General features: G+C 71.2%; 26 protein-coding genes and 1 tRNA gene. 23 read left to right on the top strand and 4 right to left on the bottom strand.

Annotated features, from left to right (window positions below; genetic code table 11):
* Positions 1-30 precede the first annotated feature (30 nt).
* Positions 31-1,248 carry a tryptophan synthase subunit beta gene (gene trpB / locus ACWKZU_RS05900; RefSeq protein ID WP_449281469.1) on the bottom strand — a complete coding sequence of 406 codons (1,218 nt, stop codon included), beginning with the start codon at positions 1,246-1,248 and terminating at the stop codon, positions 31-33.
* 190 nt (positions 1,249-1,438) lie between these two features.
* On the opposite strand from trpB (ACWKZU_RS05900), the gene ACWKZU_RS05895 reads away from it, so the two are divergent.
* The 3 genes from ACWKZU_RS05895 to ACWKZU_RS05885 all read left to right on the top strand — a co-directional run bounded on the left by ACWKZU_RS05895 (position 1,439) and on the right by ACWKZU_RS05885 (position 5,295).
* The gene (locus tag ACWKZU_RS05895) at positions 1,439-2,350 is read left to right on the top strand and encodes a methionyl-tRNA formyltransferase (RefSeq protein WP_449281468.1); all 912 of its coding nucleotides are present in this window, start codon (positions 1,439-1,441) and stop codon (positions 2,348-2,350) included.
* The gene (locus tag ACWKZU_RS05890) at positions 2,347-3,834 is read left to right on the top strand and encodes an RsmB/NOP family class I SAM-dependent RNA methyltransferase (protein ID WP_449281467.1); all 1,488 of its coding nucleotides are present in this window, start codon (positions 2,347-2,349) and stop codon (positions 3,832-3,834) included. The genes ACWKZU_RS05895 and ACWKZU_RS05890 overlap by 4 nt, the downstream gene beginning before the upstream one ends.
* A 129-nt stretch (positions 3,835-3,963) precedes the next feature.
* Positions 3,964-5,295: an MFS transporter gene (locus tag ACWKZU_RS05885; RefSeq protein WP_449281513.1), complete on the top strand. Its 1,332-nt coding sequence runs from the start codon at positions 3,964-3,966 to the stop codon at positions 5,293-5,295.
* A gap of 33 nt (positions 5,296-5,328) precedes the next feature.
* Here ACWKZU_RS05885 and ACWKZU_RS05880 read toward each other — a convergent pair whose 3' ends face one another.
* Positions 5,329-6,885, bottom strand: a complete 1,557-nt coding sequence (locus ACWKZU_RS05880) for a hypothetical protein (protein WP_449281466.1) — start codon at positions 6,883-6,885, stop codon at positions 5,329-5,331.
* Between the two features lie 92 nt (positions 6,886-6,977).
* Here ACWKZU_RS05880 and rpe point away from each other — a divergent pair, with 92 nt between their 5' ends.
* The 19 genes from rpe (at position 6,978) to ACWKZU_RS05785 (ending at position 21,891) form a co-directional block, all read left to right on the top strand.
* Positions 6,978-7,640, top strand: coding sequence for a ribulose-phosphate 3-epimerase (rpe, locus tag ACWKZU_RS05875; protein WP_449281465.1), 663 nt, complete (start codon positions 6,978-6,980; stop codon positions 7,638-7,640).
* Between the two features lie 183 nt (positions 7,641-7,823).
* Positions 7,824-7,979: a hypothetical protein gene (locus tag ACWKZU_RS05870; protein WP_449281464.1), complete on the top strand. Its 156-nt coding sequence runs from the start codon at positions 7,824-7,826 to the stop codon at positions 7,977-7,979.
* 27 nt (positions 7,980-8,006) lie between these two features.
* A complete protein-coding gene (locus ACWKZU_RS05865) occupies positions 8,007-8,987 on the top strand; it encodes a hypothetical protein (protein ID WP_449281463.1) in 981 nt (326 codons plus the stop codon).
* Positions 8,988-9,120: 133 nt separating this feature from the next.
* Complete coding sequence (locus ACWKZU_RS05860) at positions 9,121-9,543, top strand: hypothetical protein (protein ID WP_449281462.1); 423 nt, start codon at positions 9,121-9,123, stop codon at positions 9,541-9,543.
* Between the two features lie 2 nt (positions 9,544-9,545).
* Complete coding sequence (locus tag ACWKZU_RS05855) at positions 9,546-10,118, top strand: trypsin-like serine protease (RefSeq protein ID WP_449281461.1); 573 nt, start codon at positions 9,546-9,548, stop codon at positions 10,116-10,118.
* On the top strand, positions 10,115-10,417 hold the full coding sequence (locus tag ACWKZU_RS05850; RefSeq protein WP_449281460.1) for a trypsin-like serine protease: 303 nt from the start codon (positions 10,115-10,117) through the stop codon (positions 10,415-10,417). Before ACWKZU_RS05855 ends, ACWKZU_RS05850 begins: the two co-directional genes overlap by 4 nt.
* A gap of 4 nt (positions 10,418-10,421) precedes the next feature.
* Complete coding sequence (locus tag ACWKZU_RS05845; RefSeq protein WP_449281459.1) at positions 10,422-10,685, top strand: phosphoribosyl-ATP diphosphatase; 264 nt, start codon at positions 10,422-10,424, stop codon at positions 10,683-10,685.
* A gap of 109 nt (positions 10,686-10,794) precedes the next feature.
* Positions 10,795-11,637, top strand: a complete 843-nt coding sequence (gene hisG, locus ACWKZU_RS05840) for an ATP phosphoribosyltransferase (protein WP_449281458.1) — start codon at positions 10,795-10,797, stop codon at positions 11,635-11,637.
* A gap of 14 nt (positions 11,638-11,651) precedes the next feature.
* Complete coding sequence (hisF, locus tag ACWKZU_RS05835) at positions 11,652-12,431, top strand: imidazole glycerol phosphate synthase subunit HisF (protein ID WP_449281457.1); 780 nt, start codon at positions 11,652-11,654, stop codon at positions 12,429-12,431.
* Positions 12,428-12,796, top strand: coding sequence for a phosphoribosyl-AMP cyclohydrolase (hisI, locus tag ACWKZU_RS05830; protein WP_449281456.1), 369 nt, complete (start codon positions 12,428-12,430; stop codon positions 12,794-12,796). Before hisF ends, hisI begins: the two co-directional genes overlap by 4 nt.
* Positions 12,797-12,814: 18 nt before the next feature.
* Positions 12,815-14,425: an anthranilate synthase component I gene (locus tag ACWKZU_RS05825; protein WP_449281455.1), complete on the top strand. Its 1,611-nt coding sequence runs from the start codon at positions 12,815-12,817 to the stop codon at positions 14,423-14,425.
* Positions 14,415-14,996: a Trp biosynthesis-associated membrane protein gene (locus ACWKZU_RS05820; RefSeq protein WP_449281454.1), complete on the top strand. Its 582-nt coding sequence runs from the start codon at positions 14,415-14,417 to the stop codon at positions 14,994-14,996. Before ACWKZU_RS05825 ends, ACWKZU_RS05820 begins: the two co-directional genes overlap by 11 nt.
* Positions 14,997-15,030: 34 nt before the next feature.
* Positions 15,031-15,264, top strand: a complete 234-nt coding sequence (locus ACWKZU_RS05815; protein WP_130111069.1) for a DUF6704 family protein — start codon at positions 15,031-15,033, stop codon at positions 15,262-15,264.
* 1 nt (position 15,265) lies between these two features.
* A complete protein-coding gene (gene trpC / locus ACWKZU_RS05810; protein WP_449281453.1) occupies positions 15,266-16,036 on the top strand; it encodes an indole-3-glycerol phosphate synthase TrpC in 771 nt (256 codons plus the stop codon).
* Positions 16,037-16,114: 78 nt separating this feature from the next.
* Positions 16,115-17,350 carry a tryptophan synthase subunit beta gene (gene trpB, locus ACWKZU_RS05805; protein ID WP_449281452.1) on the top strand — a complete coding sequence of 412 codons (1,236 nt, stop codon included), beginning with the start codon at positions 16,115-16,117 and terminating at the stop codon, positions 17,348-17,350.
* A complete protein-coding gene (gene trpA, locus ACWKZU_RS05800) occupies positions 17,347-18,174 on the top strand; it encodes a tryptophan synthase subunit alpha (RefSeq protein WP_449281451.1) in 828 nt (275 codons plus the stop codon). Before trpB (ACWKZU_RS05805) ends, trpA begins: the two co-directional genes overlap by 4 nt.
* A gap of 82 nt (positions 18,175-18,256) precedes the next feature.
* The gene (lgt, locus tag ACWKZU_RS05795) at positions 18,257-19,240 is read left to right on the top strand and encodes a prolipoprotein diacylglyceryl transferase (protein WP_449281450.1); all 984 of its coding nucleotides are present in this window, start codon (positions 18,257-18,259) and stop codon (positions 19,238-19,240) included.
* A 23-nt stretch (positions 19,241-19,263) separates the two neighbouring features.
* Positions 19,264-20,739, top strand: coding sequence for a pyruvate kinase (gene pyk, locus ACWKZU_RS05790; protein ID WP_449281449.1), 1,476 nt, complete (start codon positions 19,264-19,266; stop codon positions 20,737-20,739).
* Positions 20,740-20,748: 9 nt separating this feature from the next.
* The gene (locus ACWKZU_RS05785; protein WP_449281448.1) at positions 20,749-21,891 is read left to right on the top strand and encodes an acyltransferase family protein; all 1,143 of its coding nucleotides are present in this window, start codon (positions 20,749-20,751) and stop codon (positions 21,889-21,891) included.
* Here ACWKZU_RS05785 and ACWKZU_RS05780 read toward each other — a convergent pair.
* Both ACWKZU_RS05780 and ACWKZU_RS05775 read right to left on the bottom strand, forming a co-directional pair.
* Complete coding sequence (locus ACWKZU_RS05780) at positions 21,861-22,028, bottom strand: hypothetical protein (RefSeq protein ID WP_449281447.1); 168 nt, start codon at positions 22,026-22,028, stop codon at positions 21,861-21,863. The genes ACWKZU_RS05785 and ACWKZU_RS05780 overlap by 31 nt on opposite strands.
* Positions 22,029-22,181: 153 nt before the next feature.
* Positions 22,182-22,263, bottom strand: a tRNA-Leu gene (locus ACWKZU_RS05775).
* Between the two features lie 124 nt (positions 22,264-22,387).
* Between ACWKZU_RS05775 and ACWKZU_RS05770 the strand changes: the two genes are divergently transcribed.
* A complete protein-coding gene (locus tag ACWKZU_RS05770; RefSeq protein ID WP_449281446.1) occupies positions 22,388-22,993 on the top strand; it encodes an ANTAR domain-containing response regulator in 606 nt (201 codons plus the stop codon).
* Positions 22,994-23,043 lie beyond the last annotated feature (50 nt).

Below are 23,043 nucleotides of genomic sequence, written 5' to 3'. Positions count from 1 at the left end.
GCGCGGCCGCGCAGATCGCCCGGATGGGGGTCAGTCGTTCCGCAGGCGCGCGGCGACGAAGTCGACGTCCTTGTCGCCGCGGCCGGAGAGGTTCGCGATCAGGATCGCGTCCTCGGGCAGCGTCGGGGCGAGCTTCGCGATGTGCGCGATCGCGTGCGACGACTCGAGCGCGGGGATGATCCCCTCGGCGCGGGTCAGGTGCTGGAACGCGGCGAGGGCCTCCTCATCGGTGATCGACACGTACTCGGCGCGGCCGATCTGCTCGAGGTGGGCGTGCTGGGGACCGACGCCCGGGTAGTCGATGCCCGAGCCGATCGAGTGCACGGGAGCCGGCTCGCCGTCTGGCGCCAGCAGCACCTTGGTGCGCATGCCGTGGATGTCGCCGATCACCCCGCGCGTCATGGTCGCGGCGTGGCGCTCCGTGTCGAGGCCCTCGCCGGCGGGCTCCACTCCGATGATGCGCACCGATTCGTCCTCGAGGAACGCGTCGAAGAGCCCCATCGCGTTCGACCCGCCGCCCACGCACGCCACGAGCGCGTCGGGCAGGCGGCCCTCGGCCTCGAGGATCTGCGCGCGGGCCTCCTGCCCGACGACCGACTGGAAGTCGCGCACCATGGTGGGGAAGGGGTGCGGGCCGACCACCGAGCCGATCGCGAAGAGGTACTCGTCGGGGGACGCGGCGTAGACCTCGAACGCGGAGTCCACGGCCTCCTTGAGCGAGCGGCCGCCGCGCTCCACCGGCACCACCTTCGCACCGAGCAGCTCCATGCGCACCACGTTGGGATGCTGCTTCTCCACGTCGATCGCACCCATGTGGATCTCGCACTCGAGCCCCACCAGAGCGGCGGCCGTCGCGAGTGCGACGCCGTGCTGGCCCGCGCCGGTCTCGGCGATGACCTTCTGCTTGCCCAAGCGCTTCGCGAGCAGCGCCTCGCCGAGCGTGTGATTGATCTTGTGCGCGCCGGTGTGATTGAGGTCCTCGCGCTTCAGATAGACCTTCGCGCCCCCGAGATCGCGGGTGAGATTCTCGGCGAAGTAGAGGAGCGAGGGGCGGCCGACGTACTTCGTGAGCAGGGCCTGCAGCTCCTCGGCGAAGGCGGGATCCCGTCGCGCCTCCTCATAGGCGGCGGCCACCTCGGCCATCGGCTCCACGAGGAACGGCGGCAGCACCGCGCCGCCGAACTCGCCGAAGTAGCCGCGCTCGTCGGCGCGATAGATGGAGCCCGACCGGGCCTGGGCGTCATTCATGATGTGGTTCCTTTGCTTCATCGCGCCACTCGAAGACGAAAAAAACACCGCCTCCGAGAGGCGGTGCCGGATATGCATACGCTGACGGGCCGCCCTCAGGCGGTCCACCACTGATTCAGGGAATGCATGCGGCGATCATAGCAGGAGCCGCCCGTGCGGGGCAGACCCGCCGGCCTGCGACAATGGACGGATGCGGATCGTCTTTGCCGGAACCCCCGAGTTCGCCGTCCCCAGCCTGCGCTCCCTGGTGCGCGCCGGGCACGAGGTGGTCGGGGTGCTCACCCGAGCCGACGCGCCGCTCGGGCGCAGGCGCGTGCTCACGCCGTCGCCCGTGGCGACCGCTGCGGAGGAGCTCGGGATCCCCGTGCACCGGGCCAACCGCCTCGACGACGCCGCGACCGAGTGGGTGCGCTCCCTCGCCCCCGAACTCGGTGTGATCGTCGCCTACGGCGGGCTCGTGCGGCAGCCCCTGCTCGGACTGCCGGAGCACGGCTGGATCAACCTGCACTTCTCCGATCTGCCGCGGTGGCGGGGCGCCGCGCCGGTGCAGCGGGCCCTCCAGGCCGGCGAGCAGCGACTCGGGGTCACGGTGTTCCGGCTCGTGGAGGCGCTCGACGCCGGCGACGTGCTGAGCCGCGACAGGCGGGACTTCGCGCCGGGAACGCCCGCCGGTGTCGCGCTGACGGAGCTCGCCGACTCCGGCACCGGCGCGCTGCTCGCCGCGGTCGAGGCGCTCGCCGCCGACCCGGACGCGGGGGAGCCGCAGCTGGGCGAGGCCACCTACGCGCACAAGCTCTCCCGCGAGGACGGGCGCCTCGATCTCGCGCGGCCCACCTCGGAGGTGCTCGCGCACTGGGCGGGCGTCACCCCCGAGCCCGGCGCCTTCGTACAGCACGAGGAGCAGCCGCTCAAGCTGCTCGAGGTGCGGCTCGCCGACGCGGAGGCCGGCGCTTCCGGAGCGGTGACCCTGCACGGCGGCTCCGCGATCCTGCACCTCGCCGACGGCGCCCTGGCACTCGTGCGCGTGCAGCCCGCTGGGAAGCCGGCGATGGACGGCGCCGCCTGGCTGCGCGGCCGCGGCGGGGAAGCGGTGGTGCGATGAGCGGCGGGGAACGGGACGGCCGCCGAGGGCGCTCCCAGGGCCGCCCGGCCGGGCGGAGCGGGCGCGGCGTCCGCGCGCCCCGCGTCGAGGTCTCTCCCGCGCGCCTCGTCGCCTACGATGTACTGCGCGACGTCGAGGATCGCGATGCGTACGCGAATCTCGCGCTTCCCGCCCGGATCCGCGAGGCGCGCCTCGACGGGCGGGACGCCGGGCTCGCCACCGAACTCGCGGCCGGGGCCCTGCGCGGTCGCGGCCGCTACGACCGCATCATCGAGCTCGCGGCGGGGCGCGGCGCCGCCGCGATCGACGCCCGCACGCTGAACGTGCTGCGCCTCGGAGCCCATCAGCTGCTGGGCATGCGCACCGCGGCGCACGCGGCCGTGAACGAGAGCGTCGAACTGCAGCGCCGGGTGGCGAACCCGAACGCCGCGGGCTTCGTGAACGGCGTGCTGCGCGCGATCGGCCGGTCCTCGAACGAGGAGTGGGACCGGCGGATCGCGGAGGAGGCGCGCACCCCCGATGAAGCCCTCGCGAGCCGCACCTCGCACCCCGCCTGGGTGCTGCGCGCGCCGCGGGACGCCCTGCGCCCCGAGGGGCGGGAGGCCGAGCTCGAGTCGCTGCTCGCCGCCGACAACGCGCCCCCGCGCGTGAGCCTCGCCGTGCTGCCCGGAGCGGGGCTCGACGCGGGTGCGGCGGCCGGTGCGGCCGGCGGCGCGGGCCTCGAGGCGGCCGGTCCCTCGCCGATCGGACTGGAGCTGGCCGGAGGCGATCCGGCGCGCGCCGTCGCCGCGCTCGCCGCGCCCGAGGGCCTGGTGCGCGTGCAGGACCAGGGATCGCAGCTCGCGGCGCTCGTGCTGACGCGGGCCCGGGCGGTCGCGCCGGGCGAGCGCTGGCTCGACCTCTGCGCCGGCCCCGGCGGCAAGACCGCGGTGCTCGGGGCGGAAGCCCGGCTCGGCGGCGCGGCGGTGCGCGCCAACGAGGTGTCGGAGCACCGGGCGGAGCTCGTGCGGCGCTCCGTCACCGGTGTGGCGGACGCCGTCGAGATCGTCTCCCACGACGGGCGCGACCCGGCGGCCTACGGGGAGCGGGATGCGCGGTACGACCGGATCCTGGTCGACGCCCCGTGCTCGGGTCTCGGCGCACTGCGGCGTCGGCCGGAGGCCCGGTGGCGCAAGCAGCCGTCGGATCTGCCCGCCCTGACCGCCCTGCAGGGCGAACTGCTCGACGCGGCGGTCGCGCGGCTCGCGCCCGGGGGCGTGCTCGCCTACGTCACCTGCTCGCCCCACCTCGCCGAGACCCGCGTCGCGGTCGACCGGCTGCTGCAGCGACACGCGGAGCTCCGCGAACTCGACGCGAAGGCCGTGCTGCACGGGATCGCGCGGGAGGAGCTCGATCTCGCCGGGGAGGCGCCGAGCGCGCAGCTGTGGCCGCACCGCCACGGCACCGACGCGATGTTCATCGCGCTGCTCGAGCGGGGGAGCTGAGCGGGCCGAGCCTGGCGCGATGTCGGGGGTGCGCTCTACGCTTCTTGCATGAGCACCGACGCATCGCCGAGCGGCCCCGGCACCGGGGACGCGCGCTCGCACCCGCGCCCCGTGCCGCCCGAGGGCGGCATGCGCACGTTCCTGCACGTGCTCGTCAACACCGCCGTCGCGAACCTGACGACCAATTTCCTGTGGTTCGCGGTCGTGTTCTGGGTCTACCTGGAGACGCGGAGCATCCTCGCGACCGGCGTGCTCGGCGGCGCCTACATGATGCTGCTCGCCCTGAGCTCCATGTGGTTCGGCTCCCTCGTCGATCGGCTGCGCAAGCAGCGCGTCATGCTGATCTCGGCGTGGTCGTCGCTCGTCGCCTTCGTCATCGGCTGCGTCCTCTTCTTCACGATCCCGTCGCACGCGCTGCTGGACCTCGGCGGGCCCTGGTTCTGGGTGTTCACGCTCATCCTGCTCGCCGGGTGCGTCGTGGAGCTGATGCGCAACCTCGCGCTCGCGACCACGGTGACCCTGCTGGTGCCCGTGGAGCGGCACGCGAATGCCAACGGGCTCGTGGGCACCGTGCAGGGGATCGCCTTCATCGCCACGAGCGTCTTCAGCGGTCTGTCGGTCGGGTTCCTGGGCATGGGGCCGACCATGCTGATCGCGACGGTCTTCGTCGCCGTGCCGATCGTCCACCTGCATCTGCTGCGCATCCCCGAGCCCGAGATCGTGCACGACCCCACACGCAGCGCCGTCGACTTCAGGGGCGGCATGGCGGCGATGCTGGCCGTCCCGGGGCTGTTCGCCCTCGTCATCTTCACCATGCTCAACAACCTCTCCGGCGGCGTCTTCATGGCGCTGCTCGACCCGTACGGCCTGAACATGTTCCCCGTGGAGATCTGGGGGCTGGTGTTCGGGCTCGCCTCGACGGGTTTCATCGTGGGCGGCGCGGTCGTCGCGAAGTGGGGTCTCGGCGCGAATCCGATCCGGACCATGCTGATCCTCGTCGGCCTGCTCGGCATCCTCGGGGCGCTCTTCACGGTGCGGGAGCTGCCCTGGCTGTTCATCACCGGCATCTGGCTGTTCATGGCGATGATGCCCGCCATCGAGGCGGCGGAGCAGACGGTCATCCAGCGGGTCGTGCCCTACGAGAAGCAGGGGCGCGTGTTCGGCCTCGCCATGACCTTCGAGGCCGCGGCGGCGCCGATCACCTCGTTCCTGATCGCGCCCATCGCGGAGTTCTGGGTGGTGCCCTACATGGAGCAGCCCGAGGGGCAGGCCGCCTGGGGGTGGCTGCTCGGCGAGGGCGAGAGCCGCGGTATCGCGCTCATCTTCCTGTGGTCCGGGATCGCGATGATCGTGCTCGCCGTCGGCGCGATGTTCACCCGCTCGTACCGGCGGCTCTCGCGCAGCTTCGCCGAGAGCGCGGGATCGGCGCCCGCGGAGACGCCCGCCGCGGGCGGCGCCTGACGGTCGCGGACGAACCGCCCCGGCATCCCGGATCTACTCCCAGACGACCTCGGGGTCCGCCTCCGCGAAGTCGACGTAGGGACGTCGCAGCTCGCCTCCGAAGAGCAGCTCACCGCTGATGCGCTCGCCGTTGCGGTCCGCCTCGATGGTGGTCGTGATGCGGATGTAGTCGAGGGAGCTGACCAGCGAGGGCACCTCGTAGCTCGAGGTCGTCTCGAGACCGTCGAGTGCGGCGTCGCCCTCGGGGGTGAGGGTGCGCTGCGCCGTGTCGGGCACCGGGACCGATCCGTCGCTCAGCTCCTCCGAGACGTCCAGGCCGCAGGGGGTGGTGAGGGCGGTCATCGCGATGCACTCCTCGAGCGACGCCCGCACGAGATCGCGGAAGGTCTCGGTCGCCTCGGGGGTGAGCACCGGGCGCAGCTCGTACATCGGCGAGAGGTCGTCGTCGGTGGCGAACAGGAACACGTCCTCGTCGCTGCTCAGCTGGAACGCCTCCATCTCGAGATCGAACTCGTAGGCGCCCGGGAAGACGCTCACGTAGTCGTCGCCGGGGTCGACGCCGTTCAGGGTCAAGCCCAGCCCGTCGAAAGTCGTCACGGATACGCGCAGCAGACCGTCCGCGAGCTCCCAGCCGCTCGGGTACGACTCCCAGACGCGGAAGTCGCGCTGCACGGTCCGTTCGCCGAGATCGAAGGTCGCGGTGACCACGGCTTCGTAATCGTCCTGCGAAACGGCCTCCTCGTCGACCTCGATGCTGGTGATCGGGGCGAGCTCGTTCGACCGCGCGAGCACCTCGTCGGAGAGGAGGCGATCGGACGAGGTACCGCTCGCGAGAGTGCGGGCCGTCTCGGCGTCGCCGTCGGCCAGCGCCTGCAGGTACTCCTCGACCGCCTCCGCGGGGGTGGCCGCCGAGCCGCCGGCCTCGGGCGCCGAGCCGCCGCCGCCCGGCCCGCGGCTGACGAGCGAGCCGACCGCGAAGACGCCGCCGATCATCAGCAGGAGGAGTACGACGGCGCCCGCGACGATGCCGATGATGGCGCCCGTGGGGAGGCCGCCCTTGCGCTGCGGAGGCTGCGGCTGCTGGGGAGGCTGCTGAGCCGGATACCCCGGTTGGGCCGCGTAGCCCGGCTGATCCGCCTGCGCCTGAAGGGCAGCGGGGTCCTGGGGCTGCGGGATGATGCCCTGCGGGGGCTCGTATCCCCGCGCGGGAGGCGCGTATCCCTGCGGTGCGGAGAACCCCTGCGGAGGCTGCGCCTCCTGCGACGGGGGCGGGAACCCCTGGGGCGGTTCGTATCCCTGCGGGGGCTGGAAGCCCTGCGGCGGTGCGTACCCCTGCGGCGGCGCGTACCCCTGCGGGGGCTGGAAGCTCTGCGGCGGTTCGAAGCCCTGCGGCGGCTGGAAGTCGGCGGGCTGCTGGATCCCCACGGGGGGAGCGAGGCCGGGAGAGGGTGCGAGCCCGGGGGGAGCCTCCGAGGTGGGCTCCGGCTCGGTCAGTTCCGGCTCGGCCGGTGCGATCTGCTCGGGCTCCACCGGCTCCGGCGCCTGCGGAGCGGGATCGGGCTGCTGCGGGTTCTCGGGCGAATCGCTCATGCCCTCCAGCCTATGCGCTCGCGCACGCGGCGGATCGGCGGTGCGCGGGATCGGCGTGCGGCCGCGGGCCGGGGACGCCGTAGGCTGGTGGGGTGACCGTGCAGCGCATCAACCCGAGCATCCTGTCCGCCGACTTCGTGAACCTGCAGTCCGAACTCGAGGCGATCGCCACGGCGGACCTCGTGCACGTGGACGTCATGGACAACCACTTCGTGCCGAACCTCACCATGGGCCCGCCGATCGTCGAGCGCATCCAGGCGGTCTCGCCGGTGCCGCTCGACGTGCACCTCATGATCTCCGACGCCGACCGCTGGGCCCCGGGCTACGCCGAGCTGGGCGCCTACTCCGTGACCTTCCACGCGGAGGCGGCCGCCGATCCGGTGGCGCTCGCGCGCCGCCTGCGCGAGATCGGCGCCCGCGCCGGCATCGCGCTCAAGCCCGGCACCGACCCCGAGCCGTATCTCGAACTGCTCCCGGAGTTCGATCAGGTGCTCGTGATGACCGTGGAGCCCGGCTTCGGCGGGCAGTCCTTCATGCCCGACATGATGCCGAAGCTGCGCCGCTTCGCCGAGGCGAAGGCCCGGCTGGGCCTGGACGTCTGGCTGCAGGTGGACGGGGGGATCTCGAAGGACACGATCGGGATCGCCGCAGAGGCCGGGGCCGACACCTTCGTCGCGGGATCAGCGGTCTACGGAGGTGTGCCCGAGGACCGCATCGCCGAGCTGCGGGTCGCCGCTGCCGCGCACCGGCACTGAGCTCAACCGGGAAGAGTCGCGGAGCATGCCGGATCCTCCCCCTGAGCGGTGAGAGGGTCTCGCTCGCTCCCGGCGAACGGAGGAGGCCAGGGAAGCCGGAACCACTTGGTGCGCAAGAGTTCTTCGTGTAGGTTCGCGGGTGGAGTAGGGGCCGAGCAAGTGGCCATCTGAAGGAGGATCTCGATGCAGAGTTCCATCCCGCCCCTATTCGTTCTTCCGGCGGCGGCGCTCATGCTGCCCGGCCTCCTGGGAGTCGCGCTGCCGGAGACCCCAGCGGTGCCACCTCCGATCGATGAGGTCTTCCCGGACGTCGTGGATTCGGCCGATATGACGGCGTGAGCCTGCTCGACGGGGAACTCGCTGCGGATGGCGAGCCCGCAGCGGGGGGAGCCCGGCATTGCAGTGCTGTACGCCTGGCCGTCGAACGAGGAGCTGGCCGCGCTCGCCGTGGGCGAGCGCCTGAACATGGATGTCGTCGCGAAGGCCGAAGTCTCGCCCGAAGGCGAGTTCGAGTTGCGACTGGCGGACGGTGCCGGCCTCTCGGAGTACAGCTCCGAGTCCGGCGACCTCAATCTGCTGCTGAGCGCCGAGTTCGACGGAAGCGTCTACGAGTACAACGTCGGATTGGACCCCGTAGCGGTGGAGAACGCCGAACCGGGAGAGGCGGCGGTCGAGAGCGTGGCGCCCGAGCCGGTTGCCGATGTCGAAGCGACGTCCGGCCGAGCATACGCGGAGAAGGGCTGCTCGACGAAGAAGGTCGCCGAGCTCGGGAGCAAGTGGGTGACCGTCGCGAGTATCTACTCATCGAACACGGGCACCGAGATAACCCACAGCTACCGTGAGGGCCAGGCCACGACCATGGGCGTCGCGGTGGCTCTGAGCGGGGCGAACGCCGGGTATGAGGTTTCCGGCACCACGACGGTGAGTTCGACCGGCACGATCGGGTTCGGAACCAGCACGGGCAAGACCGCCGAGCATCTGCAGACACTGTTCCAGCACGGCAAGTTCACCAGCTACTGCTCCGTGGGGAAGGGCGGCACGAGGTCGAAGACCTACATGCGCGCGTACAACTGGATCGGGGGAGCCAGGTCGTACCCGGCCTCCATGCCGACCGCGAGGTACTGCGTACCGTACAAGAAGAACGGTTCCTATGTGCGCGACAGCGGTGATCAAACCACCCGAACACATGCAGTGAGCATCGTCGGCGTGAAGTTGCCTGCTACGACGGCTTGGAGCAAGTCGGGTAAGACCACCTACCGTTTCAAGTCCAAAGGCGGCAAGCTCTGTGGTGCGAAGAGCCATGCGAACGATCGCTCGAAGAGCCCGGGGAGCATCGTTGCGAAATAGGAGGACCGGAGCGTTGCTCGCCGCGTTCTGCGCAATTTCGTTGAGCGCCTGTGCAGTCTCCGATGGCCCGCTTGTCGGTCCTCGAACGTCCCCTGGTGAGGAGAGCACCTGCGGTCCGAGCGAGGGCGTGGAGGTGAATGTTTTCGGCGTCATTCTGCACAACACTGGTGGGGCGCCAGTGCGCCTCACCGCGGTTGAGGCGACTCGGAGCAACGCGGAGGTCGACTTTCTCGTCGATACCGAAGGTCCTCAGACGAACTCCTACGTGGGGTTGTTCTCCCTCCCGGTCGATCCCGATCCAGGCGCCAGCTGGATCACGCAGGAAGAGGGCGAAGCCTTGCTCGCGGAGTCGGTGCCGCCGGAGGAAGCGGAGATCGGTCCCGGCGCTGAGGCGAATCTGCTGATTCTCACCTACCCTCCGCAGAATGGCGAAGCGGTGCGGGTGAATGAGATCGTCGTGAAGTACCGTGCGGGGGCGACGAACTATCGAGAAGTGATCAGCTCCGAGTATGTTCTGGCTCCGGGCGCCACCTGCGAGGCCGAGCATTCGGACTGAGCGTGAAGGCGAGCGCGACGAACAGGGGCGGGGTGCGTTGGGCGAGCATCGGCAAATCAGCAGCGCTCGCCATCATGCTGTCTGTCGTGATAGCTGGTGGAGGCTGCTCCACCCCGGCACAGCATCTTCCCGTCGAGCGTCTGGCAGACGAGCGTCCGACAACCGAGTATCCCGCGGCCGAGAATCCCACGGTCGCCCTGATCAACCGGTCTGCGGGCAGCGAGGACGTGCGGAACAGTCTCTTCTGCGGCGGAGTGCTGGTGGCGCCTCGAGAAGTGGTGACCGTGGCGCACTGCGTGCGCGACGGCGCCCCGCCGGACGTCCTCGTCGGTGTCGACGATGTCTGCGGCGCCGTCGACCCGGCTCGACGCGCGCCGGTCGAGAGCATCGTGCTCGGCACGGGCGCCTTCCGTGAGCTGGCCTCCCTGCGATTGGCGAGTCCCGTGGCCTCAACCTGGTCGGTGACCGCAGCGCCCCGCGTGGATCCGGTTCCGTCGGAGTCCGCGGGGAAGAACGTTCGGTGGGCCTTCGGATGGGGCGCGAAGTGCAGGGAGGGCATCGTCCTTGCTCAATGAAGCGGCTGGCACTGGAGGAGGCGTCGGGACCCGGCTGCGATGCGGATGCCGAGGCGGCGGACGTGCAGGACTTCTCCGGCGAGCTGCTGTGCCTGCGACCGGTGCGGCACGGCCTCAACACCTGTCAGGGCGACAGCGGCGGAGGGGTCTACACGCGGATCGGAGGGACCCTGGTGCTGTCCGGGATGACTCTGGGCGGTTCGGGCTGCGGCGCAGAGGACAGCGGGTTGTACATCGGAGCCGGATTGATCGGGAAGTTCGCGGAGGCCCAGCGGGGGCCGACGGACACGGTAAGGTAGACACGTGAAATCGTTCGATGAGCTGTTCGCCGAGCTCGGTGAGAAGGCCGCTTCGCGCCCCGAGGGCAGCGACACCGTCGCGCGCCTCGACGCCGGCGTGCACGCGATCGGCAAGAAGATCGTCGAGGAGGCCGCCGAGGTGTGGATGGCCGCCGAGCACGAGAGCGACGAGGCGTGCGCCGAGGAGATCAGCCAGCTGCTGTACCACCTGCAGGTGCTCATGCTGGCGAAGGGCCTGACGCTCCAGGACGTCTACGCGCATCTCTAGCGTCGGCCGGTGGTCCGATCCCGGGTCCCCACTCGCCGACGCTTCCTCGCTGACCTCATCACCCTGGCCGGCGCACCGTCGGCCGACACGGAAGGATTCCACCACCATCATGCTGCGCATCGCCGTTCCCAATAAGGGATCGCTCTCCGAGATCGCCGCCGAGATGCTCGCCGAGGCGGGCTACTCGGGACGCCGGGACAGCCGCAAGCTCGTGCACACCGACACCCGCAACGGCGTCGAGTTCTTCTACCTGCGGCCCCGAGACATCGCGACCTACGTCGGATCGGGCGCGCTGCACGTCGGCATCACCGGCCGGGACCTGCTGCTCGACTCGGGATCCGACGCCGTCGAGATCGCGGCGCTCGACTTCGCCGACTCGACCTTCCGCTTCGCGGCGCCCGCGGGCGGGGACATCTCGGACATCGCCCACCTCGCCGGCAAGCGCGTCGCCACCAGCTACCCGAAGCTCGTCGACGACTTCCTCCGCGAGCGCGGCGTCGAGGCGACCCTCGTGCAGCTCGACGGGGCCGTGGAGTCGGCGGTGCAGCTCGGCGTGGCCGACGCCGTCGCCGACGTGGTCTCCACCGGCGCGACCCTGCGCGCGGCGGGCCTGGAGATCTTCGGCCCGGTGATCCTCGAGTCCACCGCCCTGCTCATCGGCGGGCCGACCGAGCACCCGGGCAGCGAGCGCCTGCTCCGCCGCCTCCGGGGTGTGCTCGTGGCGCGCAAGTACGCGATCCTCGAGTACGACCTGCCGGTGGCGCAGATCGAGGCCGCGACCGCGATCGCGAGCGGCATCGAGTCCCCGACGGTCTCCCCGCTGAAGGAGGACGGCTGGGTCGCGGTGCGCGTGATGGTGCTGCGCGACGACGCGAACGACGTGATGGACCGGTTGTACGAGGTCGGCGCGAAGGGCATCTTCGTGACGCAGGTGCACGCGGCCCGCTTCTGACAGGAGTTCCGATCATGGCAATCGCGACACGCGTGATCCCCTGCCTCGACGTCGCCGCCGGGCGCGTGGTGAAGGGCGTCAACTTCCTCAACCTGCGCGACGCGGGGGATCCCGTCGAGCTCGCGGCGCGCTACGCGGAGCAGGGTGCGGACGAACTGACCTTCCTCGACGTGACGGCGACGGTCGACGACCGGTCGACGACGTACGAGGTGGTGCAGCGCACCGCCGAGCAGGTGTTCATCCCCCTCACCGTGGGCGGCGGCGTGCGCGGCGCGGAGGACGTGGCGCGCCTGCTGGGCGTCGGCGCCGACAAGGTCGGCATCAACAGCGGTGCGATCGCCCGCCCCGACGTGATCGGCGAGATCGCGGATCGCTTCGGCTCGCAGGTGCTCGTGCTCTCGCTCGACGTGAAGCGCTCGCCGCGCACCCCGTCGGGCTTCGTGGTGACCACGCACGGCGGCAAGCGGGAGACCGACCTCGACGCGCTCGAGTGGTGCCGCGAGGCCGTGGAGCGGGGCGCGGGCGAGCTGCTGGTGAACTCGATGGACGCCGACGGCACGCTCGCCGGCTTCGACCTCGAGCTCACCCGCGCCGTGCGCGAACTCGCCGACGTGCCCGTGATCGCCTCCGGGGGCGCGGGGCGGCTGGAGCACTTCGCCCCGGCGGTCGAGGCCGGCGCGGACGCGGTGCTCGCGGCGTCGGTGTTCCACGACGGCACGTTCACGATCGGCGAGGTGAAGCGCGCGCTCGCCGACGCCGGCCATATCGTGCGCCTGACGGGAGCAGCGACGTGACGAACATCGATCCGGTGCCCGAGGGCCTGGTCTTCAACGCCGAGGGGCTGCTGCCCGCCATCATCCAGGACGACGAGTCGGGCGAGGTGCTGATGCTCGCGTGGATGGATCACGAGGCGGTGCGCCGCACCCTCACCTCGGGCCGTGTGACCTTCTGGTCGCGCTCGCGGCGCGAGTACTGGCGCAAGGGCGACACGTCCGGGCACCGGCAGTACGTGCGCTCGGTCGCGCTCGACTGCGACGGCGACACACTGCTCGTGCGCGTGATCCAGCTCGGAGCGGCCTGCCACACCGGCACCCGAACCTGCTTCACCGACCGGGAGGTCGCAGCGCTCGTCGGGGATCCGGACTCCGCGGAGGAGTGACCGCGGTAGGCTGAGACGGTGACACTGACGACCTCGCGCGCCGCCTTCGACACCGCGCGCACCTCTCACGCCGTGATCCCCGTCTGCCGCGAGATCTTCGCGGATGCCGACACCCCCGTCGGCATCTACCGCAAGGTCGCGGCCTCCCGCCCGGGCACCTTCCTGCTCGAGTCGGCGGAGCAGGGCGGCGTCTGGACCCGGTTCAGCTTCGTCGGCGCCGGCAGCTTCGGCGTGCTGGGGGAGCGGGCCGGGCGGGCCCGATGGACGCCGGGCGCCGCGGTCGCCGCGGTCTCGGAGGAGCGGCTGCTACCGGGTGGCGTCGGCGCCCTCGCGCCGGTCGAGGCGCTGCGGGCGGTCTACGAGCGCTGGCGCGCCCCGCAGGTCGAGGGCCTGCCGCCGCTCGCGAGCGGGTTCGTCGGCTACCTCGGATGGGAGACGGTGCGGCAGTTCGAGCGGCTCGAGAACGGTCCGGTCGACGGGCCGGGGCTGCCCACGCAGGGCCTGAGCTTCGTCTCCGAGCTCGTGGTGATCGATCATCGCGAGGGCAGCGTGGTGCTGCTCGCCAACGTGCTGAACGACGGCGTGCTGGAGGGGGGCGTCGTCTCCGAGGACGCGGACGCGCAGTGGGCCGATGCCCAGGCGCGTCTCGACGCCCTGCAGGCGGCGCTCGCCGCGCCCTCGCCGTCTCCGCTCGGCGCCCTCGACCGCGATGCGCTGCCGGACCCCGCCCGCCTCACCAGCACCCCCGAGTTCATGGCCGCCGTCGAGCGCGCCAAGCGCTACATCGTCGACGGCGACATCTTCCAGGTGGTGCCCTCGCAGCGCTTCGACCAGGAGTGCACGGCCGACCCGCTCGACGTCTACCGGGTGCTGCGCCACCTCAACCCCAGCCCCTACCTCTATCTGCTGCAGCTCGAGGGCCACGACGGCGAGCCCTTCGCGGTGGTGGGGTCGAGTCCCGAGGCGCTCGTCACCGTGCAGGAGAGCGGCCACGTCTTGACGCACCCGATCGCGGGCTCCCGTCCCCGCGGGGCGACCACGGAGGAGGATCAGCAGCACGAGCGGGACCTGCTCGCCGACGAGAAGGAGCGGGCCGAGCACCTCATGCTCGTGGACCTCGCGCGCAACGACCTGCTGCGGGTCTGCGAGCCGGCGTCGGTCGAGGTGACGGAGTTCATGCGCATCGAGCGCTTCAGCCACATCATGCACATCGTCTCCACGGTCGAGGGGCGCACGCGCCCGGGCCGCAACCCCGTCGACGTGTTCCGCGCGACCTTCCCCGCGGGCACCCTCTCGGGGGCGCCCAAGCCGCGCGCTCTCGAGATCATCGACGAGCTCGAACCGGTGCAGCGCGGGGTCTACGGCGGGGTCGTGGGCTACTTCGGCCTCGGCGGCGCGGCGGATCTCGCGATCGCGATCCGCACCGCCACCATCACCGGCGGGATCGCGATGGTGCAGGCGGGCGCGGGCATCGTCGCGGACTCGGTGCCGGAGACCGAGGACGCGGAGTGCCGCAGCAAGGCGGCGGCGCCGCTGCGGGCCATCGCGATCGCGAACACCCTGCACCGGCTCGGCGCCGGTGAGCCGGCGGACGTCGTCGTCGCGAGCGGTGCCGGCGATGCGCGCTAAGCCCGCGGTCCTCGGCGGCATCGCACTCTCGGGGGCGGCGGCGCTGGCCGCCGGATCGCAGACCTGGGTCTCCTTCATGCTCGACGGCACGCACCGCGTCGAGACCATCACCGGGCACGCGGCGAACGCTGCGCTGACGCCGGTGTCCGTGGCCCTCATCGCCGCCGCGCTGGCGCTGACCATCGCCGGCAGGGTGTTCCGGCGCGTGCTGGGAGCGCTCGTTGCGCTGCTCGGGGCGGGACTGATCGCGCTGACGAGCGGTGTGCTCGCCGATCCGCTCGCCGCGGCGGGGGGCCGGATCACGGAGCTCACCGGGATCGCGGGCGGGGCCGCGGGCTCCGAGGTGCTGTGGAGCGACGTCTCCGCCTGGGGGTGGGTGAGCCTGCTCGCCGGTGCGCTCGCGGTCGCCCTGGGAGCGATCGTGCTGCTCTTCAGCGGACGCTGGGGCGCGGCCGGCCGCAAATACGACTCCGCGCCGAAGGCCGCCGGTGCGCCGGGCGGCGCCCCCGATCGCATCTCCGATTGGGACTCTCTGAGCGAGGGAACCGACCCCAGCGACGATATCCGGTAGGCTTGAGGCGTTCAAATCTGTTCAGAGGAGATTCATGAGTACCCAGCACGGAGACCCCGGTCACGGTGATTCGCCCGCCGCATGGACGGCGGTCGTGGTGATGCTGCTCGGCATCGCAGCCGGCACCGTCTTCTTCTTCCTGCACAACGCGACGATGGTGTGGGTGTGCGCCGGCATCGTCGCCGTCGGTGCCCTGCTGGGGTGGATCCTCGCCAAGGCCGGCTTCGGCGTGAACGGCCCGAAGTTCAGCCCCAAGTCGCACGACTGAAGTGCTCGAGCAACTGCTGGCGGGTTCCCTCGAAGACGCGAGGGCCCGCAGAGAGCTCCGATCGTACGCGCGGCTCGAGGCGGAGGCGCTGGAGCGCCCCGCGGCCCTCGACGCGCTCGAAGCGCTGGCCCCCGCCGATCACATGAAGGTGATCGCCGAGGTGAAGCGCGCGAGCCCCTCGCGCGGCGACCTCGCCGACATCCCGGAGCCGCAGGCCCTCGCGGCCCAGTACGAGGCCGGCGGCGTGAGCGCGGTGAGCGTGCTCACCGAGGAGCGCAGGTTCAAGGGGTCCCTCGCCGACCTCGAAGCCGTGCGCAAGGCCGTGAGCATCCCGGTGCTGCGCAAGGACTTCATCGGCGAGGAGTACCAGGTGCTCGAGGCGCGGGCGGCGGGAGCCGACCTCGTGCTGCTGATCGTCGCGGCGCTGCCGCAGGATCGGCTCGAACTCCTCCACGGGATGATCCGCGAGCTGGGCATGACCCCGCTGGTCGAGGCGCACTCGGCCGATGAGGTGGCGCGCGCCGTCGACCTCGGGGCCCAGCTGATCGGCGTCAACGCACGCGATCTGCGCACCTTCGAGCTCGACCGCGAGCTGTTCGGCCGCGTCGCCGATCAGATCCCGGCCGGCGTGATCCGCGTCGCCGAATCCGCGGTGCTGGACGTCGCCGATGTGCAGCGCTATCGCGAGGCCGGGGCCGACGCGGTGCTCGTGGGCGAGGCGCTCGTGACCAACGATCCCATCGCGACGCTCGCGTCCTACCTGAGCGTCTGAATGCGGCCCGGCGCTCACCCCGGGGCCGCCCCGAACCGTGAACCGCTCGGCCCGCCACACGAACCACGATAGGCAGAGATGACAGACTCGCTCCGCGACCAGCACGGCCCCTTCTTCGGCGACTACGGCGGAAGGTACATGCCCGAGTCGCTCATCGCGGCGATCGACGAGCTGACCGTCGCCTACGAGGCGGCGCAGGCCGATCCCGCATTCCGCGCCGAACTCGCGGAACTGCTGAGCTCCTACGCCGGGCGTCCGTCGCCGATCACCGAGGTGCCGCGCTTCGCCGAGCACGCCGGCGGGGCGAGGATCTTCCTGAAGCGCGAGGACCTCAACCACACCGGGTCGCACAAGATCAACAACGTGCTCGGGCAGGCGCTGCTCACCCGGCGACTCGGCAAGCGGCGCGTGATCGCCGAGACCGGTGCCGGTCAGCACGGCGTGGCCACGGCCACCGCGGCTGCGCTCTTCGGCCTCGAGTGCACGATCTACATGGGCGAGGTCGACACCGAGCGCCAGGCGCTCAACGTGGCGCGGATGCGCCTCCTCGGAGCCGAGGTCGTGCCGGTCAGGACCGGCTCGCGCACGCTCAAGGATGCGATCAACGAGGCCTACCGCGACTGGGTGGCCACCGTCGACCACACCAACTACATCTTCGGCACGGCCGCCGGGCCGCACCCGTTCCCAGCCATGGTGCGCGACTTCCAGAAGGTCATCTCCGAGGAGGCCCGGGCCCAGCTGCTCGAGCGCACCGGGCGACTTCCCGACGCCGTCGTGGCCTGCGTGGGCGGCGGATCCAACGCGATCGGCATGTTCGACGCCTTCCTCGACGACGCCGGCGTGCGGCTCTACGGCGTGGAGGCCGCGGGCGAGGGCGTCGACACCGAGCGCCAGGCCGCCTCGATCGAGCGCGGTCGCCCCGGCATTCTGCACGGGTCCAAGACGTACGTGCTGCAGGACGAGGACGGCCAGACCATCGAGTCGCACTCCATCTCCGCGGGGCTCGACTACCCGGGCGTCGGCCCCGAGCACGCGTGGCTCGCTGATATCGGGCGCGCCGAGTACATCCCCGCCACCGACGACGAGGCGATGCAGGCGCTGCGGCTCCTCAGCCGCACCGAGGGCATCATCCCCGCGATAGAGTCGGCGCACGCGCTGGCCGGCGCGCTCCGGATCGCGCGCGAGCTCGGCCCCGAGGGCGTCGTGGCCGTCAGCCTCTCCGGCCGCGGCGACAAGGACATGGCGACCGCGGGCCGGTACTTCGGGCTGCTCGACGAGGCGCACGACGGCGAGGAAGCGGGGCTCGGGGAATGAACACGCACGAATCCCAGGTCGCGACTGCGATCCGCGAGGCCAAGCGCGAGCGCAGAGGGGCGCTCGTGGGCTACCTGCCCGTCGGTTTCCCCGACCTCGACACGAGCGTCGAGGCGGCGATCGCGATGGCCCGCAGCGGCGCCGACGTACTGGAGCTCGGGCTGCCCTACTCCGATCCGGTGATGGACGGCGCGGTGATCCAGGAGGCCACGCAGACGGCGCTCGCCGGAGGCTTCCGGGTGGCCCACGTCTTCGAGGCGGTGCGCCGCGTGCGCGAGGCCGTCGACGTGCCGGTGCTCGTCATGACCTACTGGAACCCCGTGCTGCAGTACGGGGTGGAGCGCTTCGCCCGCGAGCTCGCCGAGGCCGGCGGCGCGGGCCTCATCACCCCGGACATCACCCCCGACGCGGCGGCCGACTGGATCGAGGCCGGTGAGCGCGCCGGTCTCGACCGCGTGTTCCTCGCGGCCCCCAGCTCGAGCGACGAGCGTCTGCGCCTCGTGGCCGAGGCGACCACCGGCTTCGTCTACACCGTCTCGACCATGGGGATCACGGGGGAGCGGGCGCAGCTCGACGCCGCGGCCCGCGGCCTCACCGAGCGGCTGCGCGCGCAGGGCGCGGACCTCGCCTGCGTCGGCATCGGGATCTCGACCGCCGAGCAGGTGGCCGCGGCCCTCGACTACGCGGACGGGGCGATCGTGGGCACGGCGTTCGTGCGCGCGCTGCGCGACGGCGGCGTGGATCGCCTGGCCGAGGTCGTGCGTTCGATCGCGGCGGGCACGCGGCGCGATGCCGACGACGCCGCGACCGGCGCCGCGCTGTAGGATTGACCCGACCGCGGGCCAGCCCCGCGCCACCGACGATTTAGGACCCCGCGGCAGAGCGTCGCAGGCGAAAGAGGAGTGAATGATTCTCCCGTTGAGCATCCCGAGCCCCGATCTGCAGTTCATCCAGATCGGGCCGCTGCGCATCTACTTCTACGCGCTCTGCATCATCACCGGCATCATCATCGCCGCCATCTGGACCGGGCGCCGGCTCGGCCAGCGCGGCGGTGAGCGCGGCGCCGTGTTCGACTTCGTGGTGTGGGCGCTCGTGATGGGCATCGTGGGAGCCCGGCTGTACCACGTGGTGACGCACTGGGGCGACTACTTCGGGCCGGGCACCAACCCGCTCGACGTCTTCGCGTTCTGGAAGGGCGGCATCGCCATCTTCGGCGCCCTGCTCGGCGGCGCGGTCGGCGTGCTCATCGCCTCCCGGATCACGGGCATCCGCTTCTGGTCGTTCGCCGATGCGCTCGTCCCCGGCATGCTCATCGCACAGGCCGTCGGGCGCCTCGGCAACTGGTTCAACCACGAGCTCTTCGGCGGCCCCACGACGCTCCCCTGGGGGCTCGAGATCGAGTCGAGCAACCCGGCCTTCCCGATCGGCCTCCCCGACGGCACGCTGTTCCACCCCACCTTCCTCTACGAGGCGCTGTGGAACGTGCTCGGCGTGATCGTGCTGCTGGCGATCGAGCGCCGCTGGCGTCCGCGCTGGGGCACCTTCTTCGCCATGTACCTCGTCTGGTACGGGATCGGCCGCACCTTCACGGAGTCGCTGCGCGTGGATCCGAGCCTGCTCTTCCTCGGCATCCGCACGAACGTGCTCGCCGCGTTCCTCGCCGTGGTGCTGGGCGTCGTGATCTACATCGTGCAGCGCCGGCGCCACGTCGGCCTGGAGGCCTCGGTGTACCTGCCCGGTCGCCACAACCCGAACGACGCGGTGCTCATCGAGACCGCCGATCCCGAGCGGTTCTACCACGTGATCGATCGCGGTGACGCGGCGGCCGCCGACGAGGAATCGGCGGAGCAGCCGGAGGCCGAGCGCTCCGAGCCCACCCCGGCCAACTAGCGGACGAAGGAGTCGACACCGATATGCGCCACGCCAAGATCGTCGCAACGTGGGGGCCCGCGGTCTCCAGCTACGACCACACCCTCGACCTGATCCGAGCCGGGGTGAACGTGGCGCGGCTCAACATGTCCCACGGCACCTACAACGTGCACGAGGGCATCTACCGCAACATCCGCCGTGCCGAGGCCGAGGTGGGCCGGCCCATCGCGGTGCTCGCCGATCTGCAGGGCCCGAAGATCCGGCTCGGCAAGTTCGAGGGCGGGCCCTACGATCTCGAGGTGGGCGACGAGTTCGCCATCACGACGCGGGACGTCGTCGGCGACCGGCATCTGGCGGGCACCACCCACCGGGGGCTGCCGGGTGACGTGAAGCCCGGCGATCCGCTGCTCATCGACGACGGCAAGGTCGCGCTGCGGGCGGTGCGCGTCACCGAGGACACGGTGCACACCGTGGTCGAGGTGCCCGGCGCCGTCTCCAACAACAAGGGCATCAACCTGCCGGGCGTCGCGGTGAACGTGCCCGCACTGTCGGAGAAGGACGAGCAGGATCTGCGCTGGGCGCTGCAGCTCGGCGTCGACTACATCGCGCTGTCGTTCGTGCGCGACGCCGCGGACATCACGCGGGTGCACGAGATCATGGACGAGGAGGGCATCCGCCTCCCGGTCATCGCCAAGATCGAGAAGCCCCAGGCGGTCGAGCACCTCGAGGAGATCATCGCGGCCTTCGACGGCATCATGGTCGCGCGAGGCGATCTCGGCGTCGAGCTGCCCCTCGAGCGCGTGCCTCTCGTGCAGACCGAGGCCATCGCGCTCGCGCGGCAGAACGCGAAGCCCGTCATCGTCGCGACGCAGGTGTTCGAGTCGATGATCGAGAACCCGCGCCCCACGCGCGCCGAGGCCTCCGACTGCGCCAACGCGGTGCTCGACGGTGCGGACGCGGTGATGCTCTCGGGCGAGACCAGCGTGGGGGCGTACCCGGTGCAGGCGGTCACCACGATGGCGCGCATCATCGAGGCGACCGAGGAGCACGCGCTCGACCGCATCGATCCGCTGGGAACCGCTCCGCGCACGCAGGGCGGGGCCCTCACGCTCGCGGCGTCGGAGGTCGCGGACTTCATCGGCGCGAAGTACATCTGCGTGTTCACGGAGTCGGGCGACACGGTGCGGCGCATGTCGCGTCTGCGCCGCCCGATCCCGATCATCGGCTTCACCCCCGACCCCGACACCCGTCGGCGCATGGAGCTGACGTGGGGTGCCCGCAGCTACGAGGTGCAGCGGGTCGACTCGACCGACGAGATGTTCGTGCAGGTCGACGAGGTGCTGCTCGACCACTCGCGGGTGGAGATCGGCGACAAGGTGCTCATCATCGCGGGATCGCCCCCCGGAGTGGTCGGAACGACGAACACGCTGCGGATCCACCGGATCGGCGAGGCCACCGGGCGGCTGCCCGAGGCCGGCCCCCGCAAGCACACCGTCGGGCGCGGCAAGGTCTTCGTCTAACCGGCGCCGATGACGCGGGAGAGCACGCGGGGCCCGCGCCGCACGGTCCGGAGCATCCAGTTCCTGCGAGCGCTGGCGGCGCTCGGCGTGGTGTACTACCACGCGGTCGACGCGGGGGGCGTGTTCGCGCTGCCCAGCACGGGGGCGTGGGGCGTCGACGTGTTCTTCGTCATCAGCGGCTTCATCATCGGCACGGTCACCGTGCAGAACAGCACGCACTTCTTCAGGCGCCGCGTGTTCCGCGTGGTCCCGCTGTACTGGATCGCGACCCTCGCGTGGGCGGCGGCGGTGCTGCTCATGCCGTGGCGCGCCAACTCCACCGAGGTCGATCTTCCCGGGCTGCTCAAGTCGCTGTTCTTCGTGCCCTACCAGATGCCGCTGCGCGAGGGGCCGATCCTGCAACTCGGATGGACGCTCAACTACGAGATGTTCTTCTACCTCGCGGTCGCGGCGATGCTGTGGACGCTGCGCGGCGCGCGGCGCGCGCTGTGGGCCGCGGTCGTGCTGCTCGGAGCGCTCGTGGTCAGCGGATTCGTCTGGCCCGCGTCGGATCCGTCGCTCGCCTTCTACCAGAGCACCCTGCTGCTCGAGTTCCTCTCGGGGGTGCTGCTCTCCTTCGTCTATCGGAGGTTCGCCGGGGCCGGGCTGCGGCGTGCGGCTCCGCCGGTTCGCGCGGCGGTCTCCGGCCTCGGGGTCGCCGCCTCACTCGCCGCGCTCCTCGTGCTGGTGCTGCAGGACCTGTGGGTGATCCCGCGCCTCGGGGAGCTGCGGGCCGTGTACTACGGCGTGCCCGCCGTGGTGCTGGTCGCCGCGGCGCTGCTGCTCGAGCCCCTCATCAGGGACGGGCGTCTCACGCGCGCGATGCTCGAGATCGGCGACGCCAGCTACGCGATGTACCTGTTCCATCCGTTCGTCACGGTCGCGCTCTCGCAGGTCGTCCTCGGAGGCGTGATCGCGGTGGCCGGCGTGCCGCTGCGCATCGTGCTGCTGATCGTGACGCTGGGCGCGGTGATCCTGAGCAGCATCGCCATCGATCGCTGGGTGGACCGCCCCATCCAGCGCGCGCTGAAACGAGGGCTCCTCCGCCCGAAACGGCGGGGCGAGCCGATCGACCGGCGGGACTACGAGTCGTCCTCGTCATCTTCGACGTAGATCTCGGTGGAGCCGTCGAGGATCGGGTGGTCGAGCGTGGTGCCCCAGGGGACCCGTCTGACCGTGCCCTGTCCGTTGGCGGCCTCGGTGGCGCTCGCGTCGTGGATCGTATGCGAACTGTGCTTGATATCGGGCATCGTCGCCTCCTCGCATCGGTGGCTTCTATTCTAGCCGCAGATGTGATATAAGGCGTGCCTGTTTCCTGTCCGGTGGGGCCGAGGAGGCCCCCGTGGCCCGAGGGAGCGCGGTGGGCCCGGGGCCAGGCGACCCGGGGGAGTGCGTCGAGGAAGTGCCGGATGCGGGACTCGAACCCGCACACCTTTCGGCAGCGCATTTTGAGTGCGCCGTGTCTGCCAATTCCACCAATCCGGCGTGTGCTGCGTGGCGCCTCCCGAGGAGGACAGAGACCAGACTAGCGCACGCTCCGACGGCTCCGGCGGCCGCGGTGCAGGCGATTCCGAGGCGGCGGGAAGCGGGGATGCCGTAAGCTGGTGGAGTGAATGACCAGAGCACTGCACCGAGCGCCCCGCGACGCGTCGTTGTCGCGGAGGACGAGTCCCTGATCCGCCTCGACATCGTAGAGACCCTGCGCGACAGCGGGTACGACGTGGTCGGTGAAGCGGGTGACGGCGAGGAGGCGGTCCGCCTCGTGGAGGAGCTGCGCCCCGATCTCGTCGTGATGGACGTGAAGATGCCGAAGCTCGACGGCATCTCCGCCGCGGAGCGCATCAACAAGGACCACATCGCCCCCGTCGTGCTGCTCACGGCCTTCAGCCAGCGCGAGCTCGTCGAGCGCGCGAGCGAGGCCGGCGCGCTCGCCTACGTCGTCAAGCCGTTCACCCCGGCCGACCTCATCCCCGCCATCGAGATCGCGCTCTCGCGCTTCCAGCAGATCGTGGCGCTCGAGAACGAGGTCGCCGATCTGGCCGAGCGCTTCGAGACGCGCAAGCTCGTCGATCGCGCGAAGGGGATCCTCAACGACAAGATGGGGCTCAGCGAGCCCGAGGCGTTCCGCTGGATCCAGAAGGCGTCGATGGATCGCCGCCTCACGATGCAGGACGTCGCGAAGACCATCATCGATCAGCTCGGCCCGAAGAAGTGACGGACGAGTCCCGTTGACGCACGGATGCCCCCGGCCGACGGCCGGGGGCA

Source organism: Leucobacter sp., assembly GCF_053528595.1.
This window is presented reverse-complemented; position numbering and strand designations above follow the sequence as displayed.

What these genes read in the sequence shown, in the direction of transcription:
- trpB (WP_449281469.1), bottom strand. Translation starts at nt 1,248, where the DNA reads ATGAATGACGCCCAGGCCCGGTCGGGCTCCATCTATCGCGCCGACGAG.
- ACWKZU_RS05895 (WP_449281468.1), top strand. Translation starts at nt 1,439, where the DNA reads ATGCGGATCGTCTTTGCCGGAACCCCCGAGTTCGCCGTCCCCAGCCTG.
- ACWKZU_RS05890 (WP_449281467.1), top strand. Translation starts at nt 2,347, where the DNA reads ATGAGCGGCGGGGAACGGGACGGCCGCCGAGGGCGCTCCCAGGGCCGC.
- ACWKZU_RS05885 (WP_449281513.1), top strand. Translation starts at nt 3,964, where the DNA reads ATGCGCACGTTCCTGCACGTGCTCGTCAACACCGCCGTCGCGAACCTG.
- ACWKZU_RS05880 (WP_449281466.1), bottom strand. Translation starts at nt 6,885, where the DNA reads ATGAGCGATTCGCCCGAGAACCCGCAGCAGCCCGATCCCGCTCCGCAG.
- ACWKZU_RS05870 (WP_449281464.1), top strand. Translation starts at nt 7,824, where the DNA reads ATGCAGAGTTCCATCCCGCCCCTATTCGTTCTTCCGGCGGCGGCGCTC.
- ACWKZU_RS05865 (WP_449281463.1), top strand. Translation starts at nt 8,007, where the DNA reads ATGGCGAGCCCGCAGCGGGGGGAGCCCGGCATTGCAGTGCTGTACGCC.
- ACWKZU_RS05850 (WP_449281460.1), top strand. Translation starts at nt 10,115, where the DNA reads ATGAAGCGGCTGGCACTGGAGGAGGCGTCGGGACCCGGCTGCGATGCG.
- hisG (WP_449281458.1), top strand. Translation starts at nt 10,795, where the DNA reads ATGCTGCGCATCGCCGTTCCCAATAAGGGATCGCTCTCCGAGATCGCC.
- hisF (WP_449281457.1), top strand. Translation starts at nt 11,652, where the DNA reads ATGGCAATCGCGACACGCGTGATCCCCTGCCTCGACGTCGCCGCCGGG.
- ACWKZU_RS05820 (WP_449281454.1), top strand. Translation starts at nt 14,415, where the DNA reads ATGCGCGCTAAGCCCGCGGTCCTCGGCGGCATCGCACTCTCGGGGGCG.
- ACWKZU_RS05815 (WP_130111069.1), top strand. Translation starts at nt 15,031, where the DNA reads ATGAGTACCCAGCACGGAGACCCCGGTCACGGTGATTCGCCCGCCGCA.
- trpB (WP_449281452.1), top strand. Translation starts at nt 16,115, where the DNA reads ATGACAGACTCGCTCCGCGACCAGCACGGCCCCTTCTTCGGCGACTAC.
- trpA (WP_449281451.1), top strand. Translation starts at nt 17,347, where the DNA reads ATGAACACGCACGAATCCCAGGTCGCGACTGCGATCCGCGAGGCCAAG.
- lgt (WP_449281450.1), top strand. Translation starts at nt 18,257, where the DNA reads ATGATTCTCCCGTTGAGCATCCCGAGCCCCGATCTGCAGTTCATCCAG.
- pyk (WP_449281449.1), top strand. Translation starts at nt 19,264, where the DNA reads ATGCGCCACGCCAAGATCGTCGCAACGTGGGGGCCCGCGGTCTCCAGC.
- ACWKZU_RS05785 (WP_449281448.1), top strand. Translation starts at nt 20,749, where the DNA reads ATGACGCGGGAGAGCACGCGGGGCCCGCGCCGCACGGTCCGGAGCATC.
- ACWKZU_RS05780 (WP_449281447.1), bottom strand. Translation starts at nt 22,028, where the DNA reads ATGCCCGATATCAAGCACAGTTCGCATACGATCCACGACGCGAGCGCC.